The following is a 21,360-nucleotide window of genomic DNA, read 5'->3' on the forward strand; positions in this document are numbered from 1 at the left end:
GCGCGGTTCCGTTCAGCCCCACCGTCAACCTGGTGCGTCGGGTTGCCGGATGGATGCTGCCGCGCCCGAAGGTTTCTCGCCACGCCATTGCCGATTTCCGGATGTCCGCACGGCGCCTGCATCGATCGCGGCAAGATGCCTTTCACGAGGAAGAAAGACGATGTCTATCGGGAGTCGGCGGCCGCTCAGTGCAACCCCGTTCTTCCACATCCAGGGCTCTTCCAGGGTGCCTTTTTGCGTCTGGGTCAACAGCGCCGAAGAGACGACCAGCGAAGCGCCGAGATCCTTGGTCAGCGATTCCAGTCGCTGCGCGACGTTGACAGCGTCGCCGATGACAGTGAATTCGTCGTGGTAACCGCTCTCGAGCACCCCGCCGATGATGGTCCCGTAGTGAAGGCCTATGCCGACCTGAAAGACTGACCCATCAGAATCGCTAAGCGGCTTCCATTCGTTCAAGAGCGCAATCAATTCCATCGCGCAGTCCAGAGCTCGCTCGGCGTCATCCTCTGCGGCGGTCGGCTGGCCAAACACCGCCATGACACCATCGCCGATGAACTTGTCGACCGTTCCGCCAAACGCAAATATCGTACCTGCGACCAATCGCCGATATTCCGCGAGCACACCGGCCAGTTGCGAAGCGGGGGCCGTCTCGGCGTAGCTGGTAAAGTCTCGCAGGTCGACAAACATGATCGCGGCGGGACGCCGCTTCAAATCAAGTGCGTTACCCGCCTCCTGCAGGTGCGCGACCATGAGAGGAGAGAAAAACCGCGTAAGATTATGCCGCCACCGATCTATCTTCAGCGCCCTTCTGCGGGTTCGGCTGTGATCCACCGCCAGAAGGCAGGTCGAGATCGCGGCAAACCCGAAGCTCAACGCCAGACCGAGATCAAGGTCGAAGAACGCGTCGAGGAACGTCCCAGGCTCGCCAATCTCGTGGCGGAAAGCCATCAAGCCAAGCATTGTCACCCAGGCCGTCAGGACTATCGCCGAGAAGATGATGATTAGGCGACCGCTCAGGTTCATCCCGATATGGCTCAGAAGGATAAACGGGATAACCAGGCCTGCAGTGGTCAAGCCATGATCGTTGGTGATCGGGGTACCGAGTATGTGCTCGTACAACACACAAGCTACGAAGATCGCATCCAGCACCGCGAAGCAGGTGAGCGGCCGCGTCAAGCGGGAAGCCAGAAACATTCCCGTCAAGAACATGACGACGATTAGGTAGATTGCCGCTATGGCTGCGTAGATTATCGAGTCGCGGCCAGCGCTACCGATAAGGGTGATTGCGACTGCTGCAAATACAGCCACCATTCGAAGCGATATGAAGCGAATACGCAGGTCGCGGCGAAGCTTTCTGGCGATCTCGTTCAAATTAATGAACAGCTGCCTGACGTTGGCGGTGTGAATGTAAGGCAGCACGTTCATTCTCGAGCAGTCTGTGGAATGCTGGCAAGCAAGCCGCGGGCCGTTGCTCACAGCCCGCGGCGGATGGCGTGCATTTACTTGATCGCTATCACAGTGATGCGCCCGTTGACGCGGTCGGCTGCAAACTCGATTGCTTGACCCGCTTTGACCTTCTCGATCATGCCGTCCTCCGCGACGACGAACACCATCGTCATCGCGGGCATGTCGAGATTGGTCAGCGGCTCATGCTTGATCGTCAGCTTCTTCTGCTTGGCGTCGACTTTGACGACTTCGCCTTTCACGTATTCCTGTGCGAGCGCGCTCCCGCCGATGGCGAGTGCGAGCGCGAGGGTCGAGAGTGCTTTTGCCAATAGTTTCATGACTGCTTCCTTTGCGTTTTTTGGAGGTCAGTGGGCGACGCTGATATCGCCCTTCATGCCCGAATCGTAGTGACCCGGGATCAGGCAGGCGAAACCGAATTCGCCGGCATTGGCGAAGGTCCAGATGATTTCACCTCTGGCGCCGGGCGCCAGCCGGATCGAGTTCGGATCGGCGTGCTCCATTTCGGGGAACTTTTCCATCAGCGCCTTGTGCTCCATGATCCCCTCATGGACGTCCATGACGAATTCGTGGTCGACTTCGCCCTTGTTGACGAACATCAGGCGAACGGTCTCGCCCTGCTTCACCTTGAGCACAGCCGGTTGGAACATCATCTTCCCGTCGTCGTTCTCCGACATCGTGATGTTGACGGTCCGCTTTGCCTTGCCGGCCTTTCCAGGCTTGCCGATCGCCATCGTGCCGGCGTCGTCTCCATGGCCTCCGGCGTGTGTTCCACCGGCAAGAGCTGCTCCGGAACTGACCGCCATCAAAACGGCCGCTGCTAATATACGTTTCATGCTGCATTCTCTCTTTTGTTGAGGTTGCGGGTTTGGTTTCTCATCCCTGTTTTCCGTGGCCGCCGTGCTCTGTTTGCGGAGCCATCGTTTTTGCGCCGCCTGATTTTGCGGGGGCGGGAACATCACCAGTCCACTCGTAAGCAACGGTTCCTTCCGGGTGCTGGTACCAGCCGGGATCGGCGTAATCGTTCGCGGACAGGCCCTCGCGGACCTTCACGACCGAGAACATGCCGCCCATCTCGATCGCGCCGAACTGTCCCCATCCCGTCATCATCGGGATGGTGTTGTCAGGAAGCGGCATCTCCATTTCCCCCATGTCGGCCATGCCGCGGTCACCCATCGCCATATATTCGGGCTGGACCCGGCGGATCTTGCCGGTGACCTTCGAATTGTCGACGCCGATGAAGGTAGGCACGTCGTGGCCCATGGCGTTCATCGTATGGTGCGACTTATGGCAGTGGATCGCCCAGTCGCCTTCGTATTTGGCGTCGAACTCGTACGCCCGCATGGCGCCGACGGGGATGTCGATCGACACCTCCGGCCACCGCGCCTCCGGCCGCACCCAGCCGCCATCGGTGCAGGTCACCTCGAAGTCGTAGCCATGCATGTGGATCGGATGGTTGGTCATGGTCAGGTTGCCGACGCGGACCCTGACCCGGTCGTTTTTCGCCACCGGAAGATGGCTGATCCCCGGAAAGATGCGGCTGTTCCAGCCCCAGAGATTGAAGTCCGTCATCTCCATGATGCGCGGGACGTACGACCCCGGTTCAATGTCGAAAGCGTTCAGCAGGAACACGAAATCGCGGTCTACGCGCATGAATTTCGGGTCTTTCGGATGGATGACGAAGAACCCCATCATGCCCATGGCCATCTGGACCATTTCGTCGGCGTGGGGGTGGTACATGAAGGTTCCGCTCTTCACGAGGTCGAACTCGTAGACGAAGGTCTTGCCGGACGGAATTCCCGGCTGCGTCAGTCCGGTCACGCCATCCATGCCGTTTGGCAGGATCATGCCGTGCCAGTGGATGGTGGTGTGTTCGGGAAGCTTGTTCGTCACGAAGATGCGGACCCGGTCGCCCTCGACCGCCTCGATCGTCGGACCGGGGGATTGACCGTTGTAGCCCCACAGATACGCAGTCGAGCCGGGCGCCAGCTCCCGTTCGACGGGCTCGGCGACGAGATGGAATTCTTTCACGCCGTTGTTGATGCGATGCGGAAGGGTCCAGCCGTTGAGCGTCACCACCGGCTGGTAGTCCGGCCCGCTCGTCGGAAAGATCGGCGGCTGCATGTCCGGGGACTCCATGACGGCCGCGTCCGGCAAGCCCATCGCCGAGGTTTTGGTCCATGCAGTGGCTCCGGCAAGCAGAGCTCCCGCGCCTAACAACTGACGTCTTGAAAGCATCTTCTTCTCCTTGAGTTCAATGGGCTTCGGCGCCGGCTTCAGTCGCTTCGGGGGCGGCGCCGCCGCCGACGCTCGACGCGCCTCCGCCGTAGACAGCGGTGCCGAGATTGACGTCCGCCAGCCAGAAGTTGCGCTTGGCGTTGAGGGAAAGCATGATCGCGCTGATTTTCGCGCGGGTGTCGGCGAGGAGCTCGAACGTGTTGGTGATCATGCCGTTGTAGGTGAGGACGGCTTCTTCCTCGATCTTTTTCCGAAGTGGCACGACATTGTTCCGGTAATGCCGGGCGATGTCATAGGTCGACCGGTAACCGTCATAGGCCGACCGCGCTTCGGAGCGGATGTTCACCGCTTTCTCGGCGAAGAGGTTGGCAGCCTGCATGTAGGCGAGTTCAGCCTTGCGCCTGCGCGCCTTGCCCGTATCGAAGATCGGGATGACAAACTCGAGCTCGAGGATGGGTGACGTGCTCGTCTCGGTTCCGCCTTCTTCCGACTCTTCGCGTTCCACTTCCACACCGGTAAGAAGTTCCAGGTCGGTGATGTAGCGCGTCGCCTCGGTCAGACCGTAGGATTTCGCCAGCGCTTCCAGCTCAAGCTTCGCGATCTCAAGATCGACGCGATTTCTTAGTGCCTCCATCTCGATAGTGCGTTTGGCCTTGGCACCCTTCGGCAGCGCTGGCAGCATGTTGGGGACTGAGTAATCGACGTCCGGTCCCCATAGACCCATCAGCCGGGTGAGCTCTTCCTTGGCAGTTCGCGCGGCGAGCCGCGCCTCCGCCGCCTGACCGGTGATCTCGGCATAGAAGACGTGTTCGCGGGCTTGGCCGGTCTTTGTGAAGGCGCCCGTCTCGCCAAGCTTTTGAGCGAGTTCGGAAGCAGCGTCGGCGGCAGCCTGCGCCTGATTCAAATAGGAAACGCTCTCCCAGGCCGACACAGCGTTGATCCAGGCCCGCCGCGTATCGGCGGCGAGCCGTAGCGTTTCCTCGGCGGCGCGGAGCTGGGCCTGACGGAAGCGCGCATCCGCGACCGCGACACGCCGCTTGTGGGTCGCCAGCGCAAGGATGTTGCTGATCACCGCGCCTTCAATCGTCCGCACCGGATCGACGCCGATCATGCCGACCGAGATCGTCGGATTGACGAGCATCGTTTCCTGCCACATGTCGGCCGCCGACAGGCCGATCTCCGCATAGGCGGCCTGGAGGCCCTTGTTGTTGAGCAAGGCGACCTGCACCGCGGTGTCCGGGCCGATCGTCTTCTTCTGGACGAGGCGCTTCACGCGCTCTGAAACCGTCCGCGCTTCCTCGCTGGATTGCACCCATACGGTTTTCTTGCCGGTCACGGATTCGGCACGCGCTGCGACTGTCGTGAAGCCGGCCATCGGGGCTGAGATGCCATCAAGGGCTGCGCTAGTCGTGCATCCGGCAGCGATCAGCGGAATGGTTACCACCGCAGCTATGGTCAGGGGCCGGCGCTTCATGATCCGGCTCCCGGGTTCGCGGGAGAGCGTTCTTGATTGAGGCGCCGCCAATTCTGCGGATCCACCGGCTCCCGGTGGCGATAGTCGGCGATGACGGGGTGGTAGTGCGCATCGCGGATGCCCATCAACGGATCGGCCGGATTGAAGGCCGGAAGTATGTCCGGCGGCGTGGTTGCCGCACATCCGGAAACAAACAGCGATGCTAGCATCGCTAGACTTGCGATTTTCATTGTAGACCTGAAGCTTGACGTATGCGTTTGGCCGCGCGGGAACGGATTCCCGACGCTGCGCGCGAACGCCCCGAAAGGGCGCGTCAGTTCAGATGTTTGGGAGGCCTTATGAGCGCTGTGTATTCGCCAAGCGGCAAAGTGACGGCAACGACGGGCGCAAAGCAGCGGGAGACAACATGCTCCAAGTCAGGGCAGTCGATCGGCACCGCATTTGCCGGCGCGCAATGGACTTCACAGCTCTTGTCAGAGGATTGCTTGTCGCCGTGATGATGCTCCGACGTGTCCGCGTCGTCCGCCGTGGCGCCTTGATGGCCCATATCGTGTGCGGGTGTCTCGGCCTGGAGATCCGCCCCGGCGTGAAAGCCCGTGGCATTGGCTGTGGCGAACAGACCAGGCTGAAGAGCCGACATGACCAGGAACACAACCGCCAGCAGTGCTCGGAGCGGTATGTTTCCTAGGATCGTGAATCGACCAAGAGTCCTCATCAACCCTTCCGACAATTGTTCGGCTGATTTGTCAAGGCCGCCTTCGACCAGTTTGCTGCAGTGCAACCAAAAGTGAAGGTCGTTGCTAGAACGGTATTGCTCGAAGCCGCCATGTGCCACCACATTTTTCATACATTTTTTGTATGGCCTGTTTATGGCCCGTGCAAAAAGCAGCGCTGCGATGTCCGCGATTTCGGTTTTACGTCAGGCTCAGCACCGCCCCGGCGACGACCAGATAACGCGAAACCTTCGCGACGGCGACGATTGCGACAAAGCTCCATAGCGGCTCGCGCAAAACCCCAGCGACCACGGTTAGCGGATCGCCGATGAACGGCATCCAGCTTAAGAAGAGCGACCATCTACCATAACGGCGATACCAGTTCGTGGCGCGGTTGAGCGTCGCGGGACGCAGCGGAAACCAGGGCTTGTCCTGGAAGCGCTCGATCCCTCGACCAAGCCCCCAGTTCACCGCCGAGCCCAGGACGTTGCCCAGGCTGGCGACAACAACCAGCATTGCGGGCGAGAAGGAATGTGTGGCGAGGAGCCCTGCAAGGGCGGCCTCCGACTGCGCCGGAAGGATGGTGGCTGCGGCGAAGGCAGCAAGAAACAGGGCGCCGTATACGGCAAACACATCCATCTATGTTTCGCCTTGCGAAGCGGGCTTCAGGGTTGCACATCGATTACGACCATCAGTCCGCCACCGCCCTTCTCTTCGACATTGTTGTTGGTCGTATGATGCCCGATATGGCAATGGATCAGCCATTTTCCGGGCCGACGTGCCTGCCAGACGACATCGTAGCGTTGCCTGGTCCGACGTTGACCGTGTCGGCAAGGAAACGCGCCGACTGCGGGATAGTCTCGCCATCGCGGGCGACAACTTCGAATGGACCGCCGTGGATGTGCATCGGGTGGATAAACCCATTGTTGGTGCCGATGAAGCGCACTTTCAGAGTTTCGCCGACCTTCATCCTGATCGTGTCCGTTGACGGATAGGCGCGGCCGTTGATGGTGAAATAATTCGGCTGTCCGCCGTCCATCGGCATCGACGGGAAAGTCAGGTCCTCCCGCATCAGCCATTCCTGAAGCTGAATAACATAGAAGGCGGCCTAGCTGCGCGCTTGCCCCAAAAGCCCCACGGCGATTGAACCTCGAGTCACCAAAGCCGGTTGAAATTAGCCGTTGCGCGGCATAAGAGCTTGTGCCTATAGTTAGTACGTGGCTCGCACGAACAAACAGACCTGACTGTGACGACCTGTAGATGGCGCCCTCGCTGGGCTACTGCACGGTCTGGAGGTGAGCCGGAACACTCCGCCAACAGGGGATACGCACAGTGAACCGCTTTCAGAAACTCTCGACCGCAGCACTCGTCGCAGCATCCTTCACGTCGGCCGCCCTCGCCGCGAATGACAAGCTGACGATCGGCATCGTCACCTTCTCGACTTCCGACGTCGACACAAACCAGATGGTCGACACGATGAGCCAGGAAGCCAAGTCCAAAGGCTGGTCGGTGGAAACGCTCAATGCCAATGGCGATCCTTCGCAAGCGATCACCAGCATCAAGCAGCTGGCAACCAAGAAGGTGGACGCTATCATCGTCACGGTCTTCGATTCGACCGGCCTGGCGGCCGGGCTCCAGGCGGCGGCGGACGCAAAGATCCCCGTGCTTTCGGCCGGCGGCGGCATGGCCGACGGGATCGCGCTTTCTGCAAGTACCGGTGCTGCGCAACCGCTGATCGACTTGATGCTGAAGGACATCGGCAAGTCCGGAACTGTACTCGACCTCACCTACCATCCCGGCATTCCGTGCCGCGAACGAGCCGACGCCTTCGATGCGGCGGTCAAGGCAAATCCGGGGCTCAAGGCGACCTCGCACGAGATCAGCATCCCGGGTGCTGCCGAGTCCTCGCAGGCCGCGACCAACGCCTGGCTTGCAGCCAATGCCAACGCCAAGGGGCCGTTCGCCATCTTCAACTGCTATGACGACAACGCTATGGGCGCGATCGCGGCGCTGAAGCAGAACGGCCGCAGCGACGTGAAGGTCTATTCGTTCAACGCCACGGCACCCGCTGTCCAGGCCGTCAAGGACGGGACGATGACTGCCACGCTCGGTGTCGATCTGACTTCGGCCGGCAAAATGCTAGTCGATCAAATTCCCGACATCCTGGCAGCCGGCGACCAGTGGAAGCCCAAATCCTTCGTGCCAGGCTATACGCTCGTCACCAAAGAGAACGTCGACGAGTTCATCAAGGACAATCCGCAGTAAGCTCTCCTGATTGTGGGTCTGGGCCGGATTTGCCTGGCCGGGCCGGAGTGCTGTCATGAGAGCCGCCATGTCCGCTGATCAATCCCTGCCCGAAACCCACGCTCCGGCAGAGGCGCCCCGCGTCCTGCCGTCAACGCAGACCGGCTATACCTCGCCCAATGCCCGACAGCGGCGCGCGTTGCTCATGCGCCTGCTCGGGACCTACGGCACCATCATTGTGCTGGCGTCGATGCTGGGGATCTTCTCGGTGCTGGAGCCGGGGACCTTCGCAACCATCGGCAATTTTCGCAATATCGTAAACGACATGGCGATCGGCACCATTGTCGCGGCCGGCCTCACCGTGCCACTCGTCGCCGGTGATTTCGACCTCAGTATCGGCTATGTCGCGAGTTTCTGCGGGCTGCTCGTGATCGGGCTGTTGAGCAGCAGCGGCTTGCCGATCCTACCCGCCATCTTCCTTGTCGTCGGCCTCGGAACGGTCATCGGCATTGTTAACGGCATTGTCGTTTCGAAGATCGGCGTGAACGCTTTCATTGCCACGCTTGGCACGGGCACCATCGTCGTCGGGCTGAACTACGCCTATTCGGGCGGAATTCCGCTACAGCTCACTCAATCGCGCGAATTCACCGATATCGCGATCGGCCGCATCGCCGGGGTCCCGCACCTCGTCATCATCATGGCCGTCGTGCTTGCGCTGCTGTGGGTGATCCTCAACCGCACAGTGCAGGGCCAACACATCAAGGCCATCGGCGTCAGCCCGGAATCAGCACGCCGCGCCGGCGTCGCCGTCGATCGCAGCCGCATCGTTGCCTTCGCCATCGCCAGCACGTGTGCTGCTATCGGTGGCGTGCTCATGGCCTCCAATCTCGGCTCCGGCCAGGTGACGGCGGGTGACAGCTTCATGCTGACCTCGTTCTCGGCCGCGTTCCTCGGTTCGGCGGCGCTGCGAGAGGGTCAGTTTCATATCCTCGGCACCTTGATCGGCGTGCTGACGGTCGCCGTCGGCAACAATGGGCTGGCCATGATCGGCGCGCCGATCTTCACGCAGTTCCTGTTCACCGGCTGCCTTCTCGTCGTCGCCGTAGCGCTCGGCGGTATTGGCCGCCGCTATGCGAGGGCATAGGCCATGGCGCAGAAGATGCTGCTCAGCCTGCGCCGGATCTGCCGCAGCTTCGGCGGCATCCAGGCACTCGACGACGTTTCGCTCGACATCGCCAGGGGCGACATACTCGGCCTCGTTGGCGACAATGGTGCCGGCAAGTCGACGCTGATCAAAATCCTGGCCGGCGCGCATGACCCGACTTCCGGCGAGGTGATCCTCGAAGGGCGGCCGCAAAAGTTGTCGCCGCCGTCCGAAGCGCAACGCCTCGGCATCGAGACGGTCTATCAGGACCTGTCGCTGATCGGCACGTTCACTGCCGCCGAAAACTTCTTTCTCGGCCGCGAGATTGCGCTTGGCCGCGGCCCGGTGCTGCTGCGCTGGATCCGCCGCAAATCGATGGGCGACATCGCGATGCGCGGCCTCGAGGAACTGCACATCGATATCCCCGGGGTGCGCAGCAAACCGGTGGATCGCATGTCCGGCGGCCAGCGCCAGTTGGTGGCGATCGCGCGCGGTGCCTTTTGGGGCCACAAGCTGCTGCTGCTTGACGAGCCCACCGCGGCGCTCGGCGTGCGCGAATCCCGTGAGGTGCTCGACCTCATCAAACGACTCGGCGCCCAGGGGCTGACGATCATCATGGTCACCCACAATCTCGATCATCTCTGGCAGGTGTGCAACCGCGTGGTGGTGATGCGCAGGGGGCGCAAGGTCGCGGATCTCGCAAGTTCCGGCACCAACATGGAGGAGGTCGTCGCTTATATCACCGGCGCCAGGCAGCCGGCGACCGCCCAGGCGGACGCATGAGCGCGACTGAAACGATGACGCTGCGCCGGCTGCTCGCCGATGCGCCGAGCCGCTGGGGCCATTGGGGTGCCGACGACGAGACCGGAGCGCTCAACTATCTGACCGCCGACGAGGTCAAGCGCGGCCTGGCATCGGTGCGGGATGGCCGCACCTTCACCCTCGGCGTGCCGGTCGCGACCTCCGAGGGCGATGCCGTCTTTCCCGGCCGCTGGCCGGCGAAGCACTTCATGGTCGCCGACAAGGCCGGCTTCGAGAACGGCCATTGGCAGCCGCTTGCCGGCGGCCTCGAATTCGCAGACGACTATGTCACCGGCTTCGCACAGGCCGGCACGCATTGCGACGCGCTCGGCCACATGTGGTTCGACGACACGCTTTGGAACGGCTTCGCGGCAAGCAGTACCAATGGCGGCATGACCAAGGCCAGCATCATGCCGATCGCGGAGCGTGGGATCGTCGGACGCGGCGTGCTGCTCGACATCGCCCGGTTCCGCGGCAAACCGGCCCTGGAGCGCGCTGAAACATTCACGCATCGCGACCTCATGGAATGCGCCCGGGCCCAAGGGGTCGATATCCTACCGCGCAGCATCCTTCTCGTTCGCACCGGCTGGGTCGGCGCACTGGCGGCGGGAAGCCAAGCCGTCGGCGATGGATATTGGGAACCCGGACTGACCTTCAGCCTCGACCTCGTGCGCTGGTTCGACGAGATGCAGATCCCCTGCCTGGTTACCGACACGCTGGCCAACGAGACAACCTACGAGCCCGAGACCGGACTGATGCTGGTGCTGCACGCCGCGCTGATGCGCAATCTGGGCGTGGTGTTCACCGAAATGGCATCGCTCGACCTGCTGGCCGCCGACTGTGCCTCGGACCGCCGCTACGAAGGCTTCTACTGCGCTAGTCCGGTCAAAGTGAGCAAAGGCACCGGCGGCGCGGCAAATCCAGTGTTCATCAAATAGCACCCAAAGGTGGAATGGCTTATGACTTCTGCAGACGACCAGATCTGTTTCCTGCCGGCCACGGAACTGGCCCAGCGCATCCGGCGCCGCGACCTGTCGCCGGTTGAAGTGACCGAGGCCTATCTGCGCCGCATCGAGGCGCGCAACCCGGTGGTCAACGCCTATACGCTGGTTCTCGGCGACCAGGCGATGGAAGCTGCGCGGGCCGCCGAAAAGGCCGTGACGGAAGGCGGTCCGCTTGGACCGCTGCATGGCGTCCCCGTCGGCATCAAAGACCTCGACGATATGGCCGGCGTGCCCACATCGATGGGGTCGTTGGCGGTGCACGACCGGGTGCCCAAAACAAGTGCTGTGGCGGTCGAGCGCCTGCTCGACGCAGGCGCCATCGTGCTCGGCAAGACCAACACGCCGGAGTTCGGCCATAAGGGCATCACGGACAATGCGCGCTTCGGGCCGACCAGCACGCCCTTCGCGATCGGCTACAATTCCGGCGGCTCGTCCGGCGGCAGCGCGGCAGCGGTCGCCGACGGCATGGCGGCCCTGGCGCAAGGCACGGACGGCGGCGGTTCGGTCCGCATCCCCGCCTCGTTCAGCGGCACCGTCGGGTTCAAGCCCTCTTTCGGCCGCGTTCCTTCGGTGACTCGCCCCGACGCCTTCTTATGGGGACATCCTCTGGTCCATATCGGACCGCTGACCCGCACCGTTGCGGACGCCGCGCTGATGACCAAAATCATGGCCGGGCCACACAACCGCGACCCGTTCTGCCTGCCGGATGACGGCGTCGACTATGTCGGCGCCGTTGCCGGGCGGACGCCGAAACTGCGCGTCGCCTACAGCCCGCGACTAGGCAATTTCCCGGTGGACGCTGAGGTCGCCACCGTCGTTGCCCGTGCGATCGATGTCATGCGCGGACATGGCATTCAGGTTGACGAGGTCGAGCTCGATTTCAGGGCCGATCACAAGGAACTGGCGGCGCTTTGGGTGCGCACGATATCGATCCACTATGCTGCCATCGCCGTGTACTGGAAACAGGGGGGCATCGACCTGATGGGCGAGCACGCCAAGGTGCTCACCCCGCAGTTCCTCGCCATGCTGGAGGGCGCCTACAAGGTGTTCGCCGTCGACCATGCGCTCGACGATCTGTTGCGCACCGGCATCCATGACGGCCTCGAGGATGTATTCGAAACCCATGACCTGATCGTCTCGCCGACGCTGGCGGTTCCGCCCGTCAAGAATGCCCCCGACGGCAACACGATCGGGCCGACATCGATCAATGGCGAAGCGGTCGATCCGCTGATCGGGTGGTGCATGACCTATCCGATCAACTATACCGGCCATCCGGCGATCTCGGTTCCGGCCGGCCTGACGTCGCAGGGCCTGCCGGTCGGCCTGCAAATTATCGGGCGGCGCCACGCCGACGAAACCGTTCTGGCGATGGCGGCTCAGTTCGAACGTATGCAGCCCTGGTTCCAAAGCTATCCGGGGCTCGCTGGATAGTTGGGTGTAGAAATGCCTAGATTGGAAGCTGCAGCAGCTCGGAAATCACCAGACCGGCTGCGCCTAGAAGGGCGGCCCGGTCACCTGCATCGCCGGCAATGAATTCAATGGCGCCGCCGGGTCGTGATGGAACCATGGCGCGGACATGCTCCGCGATTGCGCCTAGCAGGCGATCGCCGCCCAGCACGACGTCGCCATGCATGATGAAAATGTTGGGCGCCACCGTCTGCTGGAGATTGGCGATGCCGACGGCGACGTTGCGGGCATAGCGGTCGAGCAGCTCAGCCGCCCCCGGCAGCCGCCGCGCCGCCATGTCGACGAGACGGGCCGAGTCGATCAGGTCGGGTTCGGGCAGAGCCGCGCGGGCGGCCTCGCGCCGGAGCCAGCTCAAGGTGGCAATGGTGTCCCAGCAGCCGCGCCTGCCACAGCGGCAGGGCTCGCCGTCGAGCTGCACGAAAGTGTGTCCGAGTTCGCCGCCTGCGCCTGCCGTGCCGCGATAGAGATGGCCGTCGAAATAGAGTGCGCCGCCCAGCACTTCGCCCGTGTAGACGACCGCAAACTGCCTGACGCCGCGCCCGGCGCCAAACCAGCGGTCACCCACCAGCAAGGCGCGCGGATGATGGTCGAGCTTGACTGGCAGGCTGAAGCGTCGCCCAAGCTCGTCGGCAAGGGGGTAGCGGTCGAGCGCCGGCGCGAGATTGACAGCGACGATCGACCCGCGATCGGTGTCAACCATGCCGCCGACGCCAACACCGATGCCGAGGGGCTTGCGTCGCGCCCTGGAGAGCGTGTCGCCGACGCATTCGGCGATCGCCTCGATGATTGGCTGGACCGGCCCCCTGCCGTCCGGCAGGACGATCTTGCGTTCCGACTCGATCTTGCCGTCGAGCGTCGCCACGCAGGCATGCACGGAATCCGGCATGAGCAGCACGCCGCAGATCGGACGGGCATTGGGCGAGAACCATAGCGGCCGGGCCGGCTTGCCGCCGCCTGGACTGGCAGGAATCGGGTCGCTCTCGACCAGCACCTGATCGTCGATCAGCGGCTGCACGATTCCGGAAATGGTGGTGCGGTTGACGCCGGCAATGCGCGCCAGTTCGGCGCGACTGGTCGGTCCGAGATCGAACAAGGCTTGCAGCACCCGGCTGCGATTGGTCGAGCCGACCATCGAGGACGACAGCAGCGCCTTGCGCCGGCGCGAAATCCGCTCCGCGCCGGACGCATCGCCGGGCGGCGTGAACAGAGCGCTGCGTCCGCCATTCGGGCGCCCATCGTCGGTATCGTCCATCGTCGGGTCTTTCAAAAGGGGCATCTTGCAAGCTCTTCTAACCCAGGACCTTACCGGTTTCGAGCACTTTGTGCGAGCAGGCAACAAACTCGGAACGTGCATTGCCAGGACAAGATGCGTCGCCAAGGTTCAAAGACGCCAGCTCGGCGTCTCCTGACCCCGCCGTTTTCCCTTTTGGGTCGGCCTATGCCCCGTGCACCTCCGTTATTTTCTGACAATGGAGATCTTGCGGAAGCAAAGGCGTTCGCGTTCGCGCGAATCTGCGCCAAAGGTTCCAAGCCCGTCGTTCCTGCACTGTAGGATCTTTCCGCGATAGTCCCCACCGCAACTCTTCTTCGGCTTTGGAAGCTCCACCAGAACGGCCTTCGTCGGAAAACCCTTGCGTTCCAGCCGTAGAATCCAGCCGTAGAATAATGAAGCGGTGATGCTAACCCGGCGAGCGTGGTGGCCCATTGGGCGCACATTTCCAAACCAAGATGCTGTGTCGGCGAAGCCGCTCTTATTAATTAAACGACTCGACGCCATCCTGCTGGCGCGCGGTCATTGTACCAGTCTCCCGTGCTCGGGAAGCTATTCTTAACCGCGTCTGAAGCAACGGCTTTGGACGGTTGATATCATGCGGTACGGTGATCACATCCAACAAGAGGCATGATCAGCATGAGTCCGATTGTCGATGCTAATAATCTGCCTCGCTCCAAGGTTTGGGGAGAGAGCGACCCCGCTGTGCGTTGGCAGGGTGCCTTCGCCCGTTTCGGCGGGAACGGATCAACGGCTTCTTCGACAATTGTGTATGAGATCGAGCCAGGGGGCCGTCTGGGCTGGCATACTGACGCCACTGAGGAGACCCAGTACATAATTGCAGGCACCGGCCTGCTGTACTGCGAGGATGGTACCACTCACCCCGTCGCGCCCGGTAGCGTGTTTGTCTTGCCCACACTATTGCGCCACGATCTTGAGAACACCGGGACTGAAACGCTTCGCGCCGTGGCTTTCTTCGCGGCAGCGATGTTCACGCAGAGCTTCGACCAGGTGATGCTGCCGCCGAGAACCCACGTCCTTGGCACACCGAACCGCGACGGGCAGGTCGCCTACTGAAAAGCTGAGTCAGAAAAACACAAAGGCCGCCAGCTTTCGCCAGCACGGCGACTGGCCCGTATGACCGGTAGCTTCGGCACTAAGAAATAGCCTTCGAGGGTCTGGCCGCGGAGATGAACGACGCCCTTTGCTGCGCCTCGCTCAGCATCGTGCTCCCGGCGCGCGGCTATATCGGGTCCTTAGCTAAGGTGCGAGCGCAACGCCACGCAACCGATTTCTGTCAACAGAAGGGTGGCATCACGTTAGCCTCAAGCCTCGGCAACTCGACGACGCATCTGTCTGCCGGCTTTCGCTGCCCAATATCCCGCGGCTTGGCGAGGGTTCGAGGAGGTCGAACGCGCGAGCCCCCCAAACTGCGCCGCAACTCAGGCCGCCATTGTCAACATTTCGATGCCGTGGTGCAGCATTGCCGCGCCGATCCGGGCCAAGTCCGGCGGCGCCCGCGGCTCGGCCGTGCGACATCTGCCGAATCCGCACTCGCCCATTCGCCCGATACCCGTCTTGCCGCCCTTGCTTGCCGCAAGCTCATCGCGGCCTATGCCGAGAACCACAAACATGTCGATTGGGCCGACATTCAGGACGCGCTTCGCCCGGCGCTCGAAGCCTTTGTCCTTCCGGGAATATTCATCGAGCGCGCCCAAGAGGCGCAACTCAACGGCCGTTGATGCGATCGGGTCGGATCGACCGGCCCCGATCCAGTGAGGGGAGGCCCGTTCCCCCTTCCCTCAAACTCCCCTTCCCGCCCGCAGAAAGGCACCGGCTTGGGTACCCAGCCGGTGCGTTGCTGCCATCTATATATCCAATAAGGTATAACTGATAGAACCCACGGGAGAGCTTTGAGCTGTGAAGCAGGCCAAAAAAGACTGGAGTGCGGTTTGATTGCTAGCCGGTGGTAGCACAATTGTTGCGCCAATTTGGCTATTTAGTTTATGGTTCTGCAAATCACCCAGAATCGATGATTCCGGGTCGCCGATCCAGCGCTTACGACGGAGAAGACAGACCGACCAGAAAAAAGAAAAACCGCCCCGAAACGAATCCCGGAAGCGGTTTGCAGTGAAAATAAGCCAAAATCTTTCTCGCAAACCTCCCTTCCCCTGTCAACCTGAAAACACCGTTTCGGTGAACGGGATTACTTTGCCTGGTCTCCAACAAAAAGGAGACGAGAATGGGAGAAGCTGTGCCACTGAAGCGGCCAATCGGTCGAAGAGTGACGCCACAACGCACCGAATACCGGCGATTGTCAGTGTCAGCCGAGATGGGATCGGTGACACGCGGGCAGCTTGCCGTGCTCGCGCACAACCTGCCTTGCACGGGCTTGATTAACGCGAGCGAAAGCCATCTTCTGGTCACGTTGGTCAACACGGCGTCGCCTGAGGCCTTTGACAAAGACGGGCGGCCGATCATCTTCAAGTCCAACCAGCAGCTCGCCTTCGAGATCAATCGCTCGGTCGGACGGGTCAGTCGCATGCTGTCGAACCTCTTCGACGCAGGGCTCGTCACCATGCAGGACAGCGGCAATTACAAGCGCTATCCGCACCGCAACGCCGACGGTCTGATTGTCGACGGTTGCGGCATCGATATGCGCATTTTGATTGTTCGTTACCGCGAGCTCGATGGGCTGGTACGGCAGGCGAAAGCCGAGAAAGCAGCCGCAAGCGCAGCACTTCGCCGCTATCGTGGGGCGCTGCGCAATCTCCGGTACGCTTTGGCAACCGCCACCGGAGAGCGCGCCCGATCACGGCTTGAGGCGCGACTTGAGCGGATCATTGCGGTTGTCGGTATTGCCACAAAGGCGTCGAGCGCAGTTTTGCGCCGCGCTACGGCGTTGTTCGAGTGGCTCATCGAACGGGCCCTGCAGCTCTGCCGCCGTTCGGAATCCGCGTTGGTGACAGAAAATTCGGCATGCGCGAATGCCGAAAACGACATGCACAAACAGATTACAAGCCCTGATCCTATTGTGAACAGTAACGAGAATCGGCGTTCGGCTCACGCCGAACAATTCAGTTTGCTAGAGGCTGGCTCTGCCAGCCAATGGGCTTATGAAGCAAGCCTGGGGGGCGGCTCGCGCCAAGTCAACCAACCGAAGCACCCACCACAGGCACTTGTGGCCTTGCAGGACTTGGTGCGGGCGATACCGGCGCTAGGCACCTACGGCTTTGCCCTGCCCCGTACGTGGGCCGAACTGGCGCGAATCGTGCCCCAGATGTGCCGAATTGCTGGAATTTCCGACGATGCGCGCCGCCGCGCGGTCGACCAAATGGGCGAGCAGCAGGCGGCCGTGGCGGTCGCGGTGACGCTGCAGAAGTTCGACCGGCAAGAAGTTACCTCGCCGGGCGGCTATTTGCGGGCCATGACAGAGCGCGCGGCCGCCGGCGAGCTTCATCTTGCCCGGTCAGTGTTCGGGCTCGTGGCGCGCAACATGACGGAGGCGTTGAATTGAGGTTCCGAGCGGCATTGGCGGCTGCGGTCGCGATAGTTTGCATCGGCGTCGGCGCAGCCGCGGCCGATTCAGCCACCTGGTCCGGTACTGTCCGGGTGATCGACGGAGACACGATCAGCGTGCGCCAGCAGCGCATCCGGATCGCGGCGATCGACGCTTGCGAACTCCGCCAGACAGGCCTTCGCAATGGCGAGGTCTGGCAATGTGGCATTGAAGGCCGGGCCTTTCTTCGGCGAATGATCGATGGGAAATACGTCAGTTGCCGGATCATCGACCGCGATCAGTATCGCCGCCTGGTGGGGCACTGCTTCTACAAGGAAACCGATGTCGGGCTGGCGATGGTCCGCGCCGGGCTTGCCGAGTCGATGCTTCGATATCTGCCGTCGTCCCATCCGATCAACCTGATCGAGTATGGCGAGGCCGAGAACAGCGCCCGAGACCGAAGGCTTGGGCTCTGGTCGGCCGAGGTCGAAAGTCCGCATCTCTACCGGCGCGCTAATAAGTCTCGGGCGCCTTGACCGGACATATCCAAATCGGCGCTATGAATTGAAAGAAGCGGTGAAGCAATTTGCTTCTCGATTCCTGCGTGAAATGGCAGAAACCCGTTGTAACGGCGCGGATTGTGAATAGAATAAGGTCACTTCTTGCCGCTTCAGGCCGTCACCGATCCGGAGGCAGATAGCCAATGTTGTTCACCCCTCACCCCTCCATGGCGGTTGCTTTTGACGCTCGTTCGCACGTCGATGCGGTTTGCGCAAATCCGGCGTCCGCAAAAATTTCCCCGCCTGCGGCTTCCTCGCGCAGCAAATTTTTCCGGCCTCCGGCTTCCTCCGCTACCGCTTCGGCCTGCGGTGCGCACCGCTTTCCGCCGTGCCCGTGAACAATCGTCGCAACCACCAAAGAGGAGTGACTGACATGACCACCACCAACTTCATCCAGTTCGACACCGACGACCTGGACGCCGCCAAGGGCAACGGCCTTATCTCCACCATCGATCGCGACCTGGACATCCACGTTGTCCCGTTCGACTCGAGCAACGAGAAAGCCCCGACTCACCGCGTCTATGCCAAGTCCCCGCGCGGCTATGACATCGAGGTCGGCGGCATCTGGAAGAAGACCAGCGAGGCGAAGAAGCCCTACTACACGCTGTCGATCAAGCGTCTCGGCTTCAACGCCAATCTCGGCCGCTACCCCGGCCAGGACGATCCTACCCTGCAGGCGATCATCGAATGGGATCCCCGCGATTGAATGACGTGAAGCGCCCGGCCCTGAGCCGGGCGCATCCCTTCACAGGTCGATAAATACCGCAAACCGCTCGATTTTCGGCGGTTTTTCTGCTAATGTTTTTTGCCATTGGAGATTTGTTGATGAACATTCATTCGACCCGTCCCGACAGCTCGCCGGAGGCCGTTGCCCGGCGTCGCAAGGCGACGGATCAGGCTCGCGCGGCCAATATCCGGCAGGGCTACACCCACGATCCGGTGCTGGAGGAAGCGACGGCGGCCTATGTCGCCGGCGACATCACCCGCGAAGAGTATCGCCTGCGCGTCGTGCGTCCGGCGAAACGGGCGTAATCGAGACTCCCAACCTCTAGAGGCGAAGGCCGCCTGCCCTACGCAGGCGGTTTTTTTGTTGACCTTGCCCATGTCCGACAGCCCTGCCCAAGGTTCTTATTTCTATCCGAACACGTCGGACGATCCCGATCGTACCGATGTGCTGCGTAATAAGTTCGGCATGGAGACTCATTCCGAACTCCGCATAGAAGAATACCGCGCCACGGCTTTCCGCATGGCGGAAATTGCCGAAGGCGACGGCCCGCAAGGGCAATTCGACAAGGCGCATCTTAAGGCTATTCATGGCCATATCTTTCAGGACGTCTACGAATGGGCCGGCCACACACGCGACGAAAGCCCGATCGTGGTCGGGCAGCGTGTGGAGCCGATCGGTGGCCTCTCCAAAGGCGGCATCGCATTCCTGCACGGCTCGCGCATCGAGATGGGGCTCGACGAGGCGTTGAAGCCTATCCGTGATCCCGATGTCTTGCGCGGCTCGACGCCAGAGCAGTTCGCCGAGCGTGCGGGCCAGGTCATGGCCGAGCTCAATTATGTACATCCCTTTCGCGAGGGCAACGGACGCACCCAGGAGGTGTTCATCGCCGAGCTTGGCCGTCACTACGGCCATGAGGTTGATTTCACCGTCATCACCAAGCCGCGCATGATCGAGGCGTCGATCGAAACCACGAACGACCCGTCAAGCGCTGCCATGAAACATGTGCTCGAGGACGCGGTAGACCCGAATCGCCGCGAAGCCCTTCGCGCCGCGTTGTCCGACCTCGAGGTGCGCGGCGAGGTACCGTTTGAACACAACGTTCGCACAGCCCGCCCAGGCGAGGAAGTGACCGGCCAGGTGCTCGGGCATGACGAGCGTGTCGCCAGCATCGTCTCGGACGAACGGATCATCGTCGTCGATCGCGCGGACCTGCCCGAACGACTGCCCGATGATGAAGCGGAAATCACCTTCACCGCCCGATCCGACTTTTCCCGCCTTGGCCGTGAGCCACAGGCCATCGAGGCGCCCGTGCAGACCGAACGCGCCGAAGCGACCCGGCAAGACACGCCGCCTGCCGAGCTGAAGGCCATCGAGACGGATATCGCGGCGCAGCGGGCTCGCGAGCGCGATAGCGATGGCCATGAACGATAACGTCGCTCGCCGGCTTCAAGCTGCTCGGCAACCGTAGTTGACCGGCCAGGCATGATCGATGCGGCCGGCCGCCTCCATCCGTCGGGTGAATTGACGGACAAGCTACGATAGCCCCTCCCCCATGCAACCGCTGACGCGGTCCTCCTCTCCGTTTCGGCCCCTACGGGGTGCATGGGCTCGTTTCGGCTATCTCCGGTCCTTGCCGTCAACCAACGGATGGAGACGGCCATGACGAGCATCAAGGACACCTACCAGCGCATCACGGACACCATTGTCGAGCAGCTTGAAGCCGGCACCAAACCCTGGATCCGCCCCTGGCGCGGCAATGCCCGCCGCAGCGCGATCATCCCGCGCCGCGCGACCGGTGAAACCTATCGCGGCATCAACGTCATCATGCTGTGGGTCGCAGGCCAGACGTTCGGCTACGAGGAAAACACCTGGATGACCTACCGGCAGGCCCAGGACTTCGGTGGTCAGGTCCGCAAGGGCGAAAAAGGCACCCTTGTCGTCAAGTACGGCACGTTCACGCCGAAGGATCACGAAGACGACGAAGATCGCGCGATTCCATATCTGAAGGGCTACACCGTCTTCAACGTTGAGCAGATCGAGAACATGCCGGTTCACTTCTTCAGCCCGGCGGAGGAGTTGCCAACCAATCCTGTCCCGCACATCGAAACCGTTGAGGCCTTCATCAAAAATACCGGCGCAAAGGTCAGCTACGGCGGTACAAAAGCCTGCTATCGGCCGAGCACCGACGACATTTTGATGCCAGACCGGGAGCGCTTCGACACCGAGGTTCACCTTTATTCGACCCTGCTGCATGAACTCGGGCACTTCTCAGGTGCGAAGCATCGCCTTGATCGCGATCTGACCGGCAGATTCGGCAGCGAATCTTACGCGGTCGAAGAGCTCGTTGCCGAACTCGCCGCTTCGTTTCTTTGCGCCGATCTGGGTGTTGCCCATGATCCGCGCGACAACACGGCTGCCTATCTGGCAAGTTGGCTCGCCGTCCTTAAGAACGACAAAAGAGCCATTGTCACGGCCGCTGCGAAGGCGCAGGCCGCTGTCGACTACCTTACAACTCTGCAGCCGGCGGCCGGACTGGAAGCCGCCTAGCGCGGCTTTCCCAATGTGCTCTTTGATCGATCGACGGGCAGAGTTGCCCGTCGACACTCTTAAGTCGCCGGTAACGCAGAAAACCAGCTGTCAAGTCGGCTTTGCCGCCGCGACGGTTCGCTTTGACGGCCGGTTTTTACGGACCAAAGGGAGCTGCGGTAAGCGGCTGCCGGCTTCGTGGAGAATTCCAGTTGTCAGCCGTACTTTT

At 61.8% G+C, this 21,360-nt stretch carries 21 protein-coding genes and 1 pseudogene; 12 read left to right on the forward strand and 10 right to left on the reverse strand.

The window, feature by feature from the left end:
• Positions 1-24 precede the first annotated feature (24 nt).
• The 8 genes and pseudogenes from AC0L3L_RS16640 to AC0L3L_RS16675 form a co-directional block, all read right to left on the reverse strand.
• Positions 25-1,425, reverse strand: a complete 1,401-nt coding sequence (locus tag AC0L3L_RS16640) for an adenylate/guanylate cyclase domain-containing protein (RefSeq protein WP_473638372.1) — start codon at positions 1,423-1,425, stop codon at positions 25-27.
• Between the two features lie 74 nt (positions 1,426-1,499).
• Positions 1,500-1,784, reverse strand: coding sequence for a copper-binding protein (locus tag AC0L3L_RS16645; RefSeq protein WP_473638373.1), 285 nt, complete (start codon positions 1,782-1,784; stop codon positions 1,500-1,502).
• Between the two features lie 27 nt (positions 1,785-1,811).
• Entirely contained in the window at positions 1,812-2,300 is a 489-nt protein-coding gene (locus tag AC0L3L_RS16650) for a cupredoxin domain-containing protein (RefSeq protein ID WP_473638374.1), read from the reverse strand.
• A 40-nt stretch (positions 2,301-2,340) separates the two neighbouring features.
• Positions 2,341-3,702, reverse strand: coding sequence for a multicopper oxidase family protein (locus AC0L3L_RS16655; protein ID WP_473638375.1), 1,362 nt, complete (start codon positions 3,700-3,702; stop codon positions 2,341-2,343).
• A 16-nt stretch (positions 3,703-3,718) separates the two neighbouring features.
• Complete coding sequence (locus AC0L3L_RS16660; RefSeq protein ID WP_473638376.1) at positions 3,719-5,176, reverse strand: TolC family protein; 1,458 nt, start codon at positions 5,174-5,176, stop codon at positions 3,719-3,721.
• A 313-nt stretch (positions 5,177-5,489) separates the two neighbouring features.
• The gene (locus AC0L3L_RS16665) at positions 5,490-6,023 is read right to left on the reverse strand and encodes a hypothetical protein (protein ID WP_473638377.1); all 534 of its coding nucleotides are present in this window, start codon (positions 6,021-6,023) and stop codon (positions 5,490-5,492) included.
• Between the two features lie 67 nt (positions 6,024-6,090).
• Entirely contained in the window at positions 6,091-6,528 is a 438-nt protein-coding gene (locus AC0L3L_RS16670) for a YqaA family protein (RefSeq protein WP_473638378.1), read from the reverse strand.
• A gap of 26 nt (positions 6,529-6,554) precedes the next feature.
• A pseudogene (locus tag AC0L3L_RS16675) lies at positions 6,555-6,988 on the reverse strand (multicopper oxidase domain-containing protein); the annotation flags it as partial.
• A gap of 233 nt (positions 6,989-7,221) precedes the next feature.
• Between AC0L3L_RS16675 and AC0L3L_RS16680 the strand changes: the two are divergent.
• From AC0L3L_RS16680 to AC0L3L_RS16700, 5 genes are all read left to right on the forward strand, one after another.
• Positions 7,222-8,154, forward strand: coding sequence for a sugar ABC transporter substrate-binding protein (locus AC0L3L_RS16680; RefSeq protein ID WP_473638379.1), 933 nt, complete (start codon positions 7,222-7,224; stop codon positions 8,152-8,154).
• Between the two features lie 67 nt (positions 8,155-8,221).
• Positions 8,222-9,277, forward strand: a complete 1,056-nt coding sequence (locus AC0L3L_RS16685; protein ID WP_473638380.1) for an ABC transporter permease — start codon at positions 8,222-8,224, stop codon at positions 9,275-9,277.
• 3 nt (positions 9,278-9,280) lie between these two features.
• A complete protein-coding gene (locus AC0L3L_RS16690) occupies positions 9,281-10,060 on the forward strand; it encodes an ATP-binding cassette domain-containing protein (protein ID WP_473638382.1) in 780 nt (259 codons plus the stop codon).
• On the forward strand, positions 10,057-11,016 hold the full coding sequence (locus AC0L3L_RS16695; RefSeq protein ID WP_473638383.1) for a cyclase family protein: 960 nt from the start codon (positions 10,057-10,059) through the stop codon (positions 11,014-11,016). Before AC0L3L_RS16690 ends, AC0L3L_RS16695 begins: the two co-directional genes overlap by 4 nt.
• Positions 11,017-11,037: 21 nt before the next feature.
• Entirely contained in the window at positions 11,038-12,513 is a 1,476-nt protein-coding gene (locus AC0L3L_RS16700) for an amidase (protein ID WP_473638384.1), read from the forward strand.
• A 16-nt stretch (positions 12,514-12,529) separates the two neighbouring features.
• On the opposite strand, the gene AC0L3L_RS16705 is transcribed toward AC0L3L_RS16700, so the two are convergent.
• Positions 12,530-13,825, reverse strand: coding sequence for an ROK family protein (locus AC0L3L_RS16705; RefSeq protein WP_473638385.1), 1,296 nt, complete (start codon positions 13,823-13,825; stop codon positions 12,530-12,532).
• Between the two features lie 633 nt (positions 13,826-14,458).
• Here AC0L3L_RS16705 and AC0L3L_RS16710 point away from each other — a divergent pair.
• The gene (locus tag AC0L3L_RS16710) at positions 14,459-14,896 is read left to right on the forward strand and encodes a cupin domain-containing protein (protein ID WP_473638386.1); all 438 of its coding nucleotides are present in this window, start codon (positions 14,459-14,461) and stop codon (positions 14,894-14,896) included.
• Positions 14,897-15,261: 365 nt separating this feature from the next.
• Here the strand turns inward: AC0L3L_RS16710 and AC0L3L_RS16715 are convergent, their stop codons facing one another.
• Positions 15,262-15,537, reverse strand: coding sequence for a hypothetical protein (locus AC0L3L_RS16715; RefSeq protein ID WP_473638387.1), 276 nt, complete (start codon positions 15,535-15,537; stop codon positions 15,262-15,264).
• Between the two features lie 524 nt (positions 15,538-16,061).
• Between AC0L3L_RS16715 and repC the strand changes: the two genes are divergently transcribed.
• The 6 genes from repC (at position 16,062) to AC0L3L_RS16745 (ending at position 21,152) form a co-directional block, all read left to right on the forward strand.
• Positions 16,062-17,336 (forward strand): plasmid replication protein RepC, encoded by a 1,275-nt coding sequence (repC, locus tag AC0L3L_RS16720; protein WP_473638388.1) that lies wholly within the window; start codon positions 16,062-16,064, stop codon positions 17,334-17,336.
• Positions 17,333-17,854 (forward strand): thermonuclease family protein, encoded by a 522-nt coding sequence (locus AC0L3L_RS16725; RefSeq protein WP_473638389.1) that lies wholly within the window; start codon positions 17,333-17,335, stop codon positions 17,852-17,854. Before repC ends, AC0L3L_RS16725 begins: the two co-directional genes overlap by 4 nt.
• Positions 17,855-18,251: 397 nt before the next feature.
• Positions 18,252-18,584 (forward strand): DUF736 family protein, encoded by a 333-nt coding sequence (locus AC0L3L_RS16730; protein WP_107652808.1) that lies wholly within the window; start codon positions 18,252-18,254, stop codon positions 18,582-18,584.
• A gap of 119 nt (positions 18,585-18,703) precedes the next feature.
• On the forward strand, positions 18,704-18,910 hold the full coding sequence (locus AC0L3L_RS16735; protein ID WP_473638390.1) for an antitoxin VbhA family protein: 207 nt from the start codon (positions 18,704-18,706) through the stop codon (positions 18,908-18,910).
• 70 nt (positions 18,911-18,980) lie between these two features.
• A complete protein-coding gene (locus AC0L3L_RS16740) occupies positions 18,981-20,036 on the forward strand; it encodes a Fic/DOC family protein (RefSeq protein WP_473638482.1) in 1,056 nt (351 codons plus the stop codon).
• Between the two features lie 228 nt (positions 20,037-20,264).
• A complete protein-coding gene (locus AC0L3L_RS16745; RefSeq protein ID WP_473638391.1) occupies positions 20,265-21,152 on the forward strand; it encodes an ArdC family protein in 888 nt (295 codons plus the stop codon).
• Positions 21,153-21,360 lie beyond the last annotated feature (208 nt).

It is taken from the genome of Mesorhizobium sp. WSM4849 (assembly GCF_055811385.1).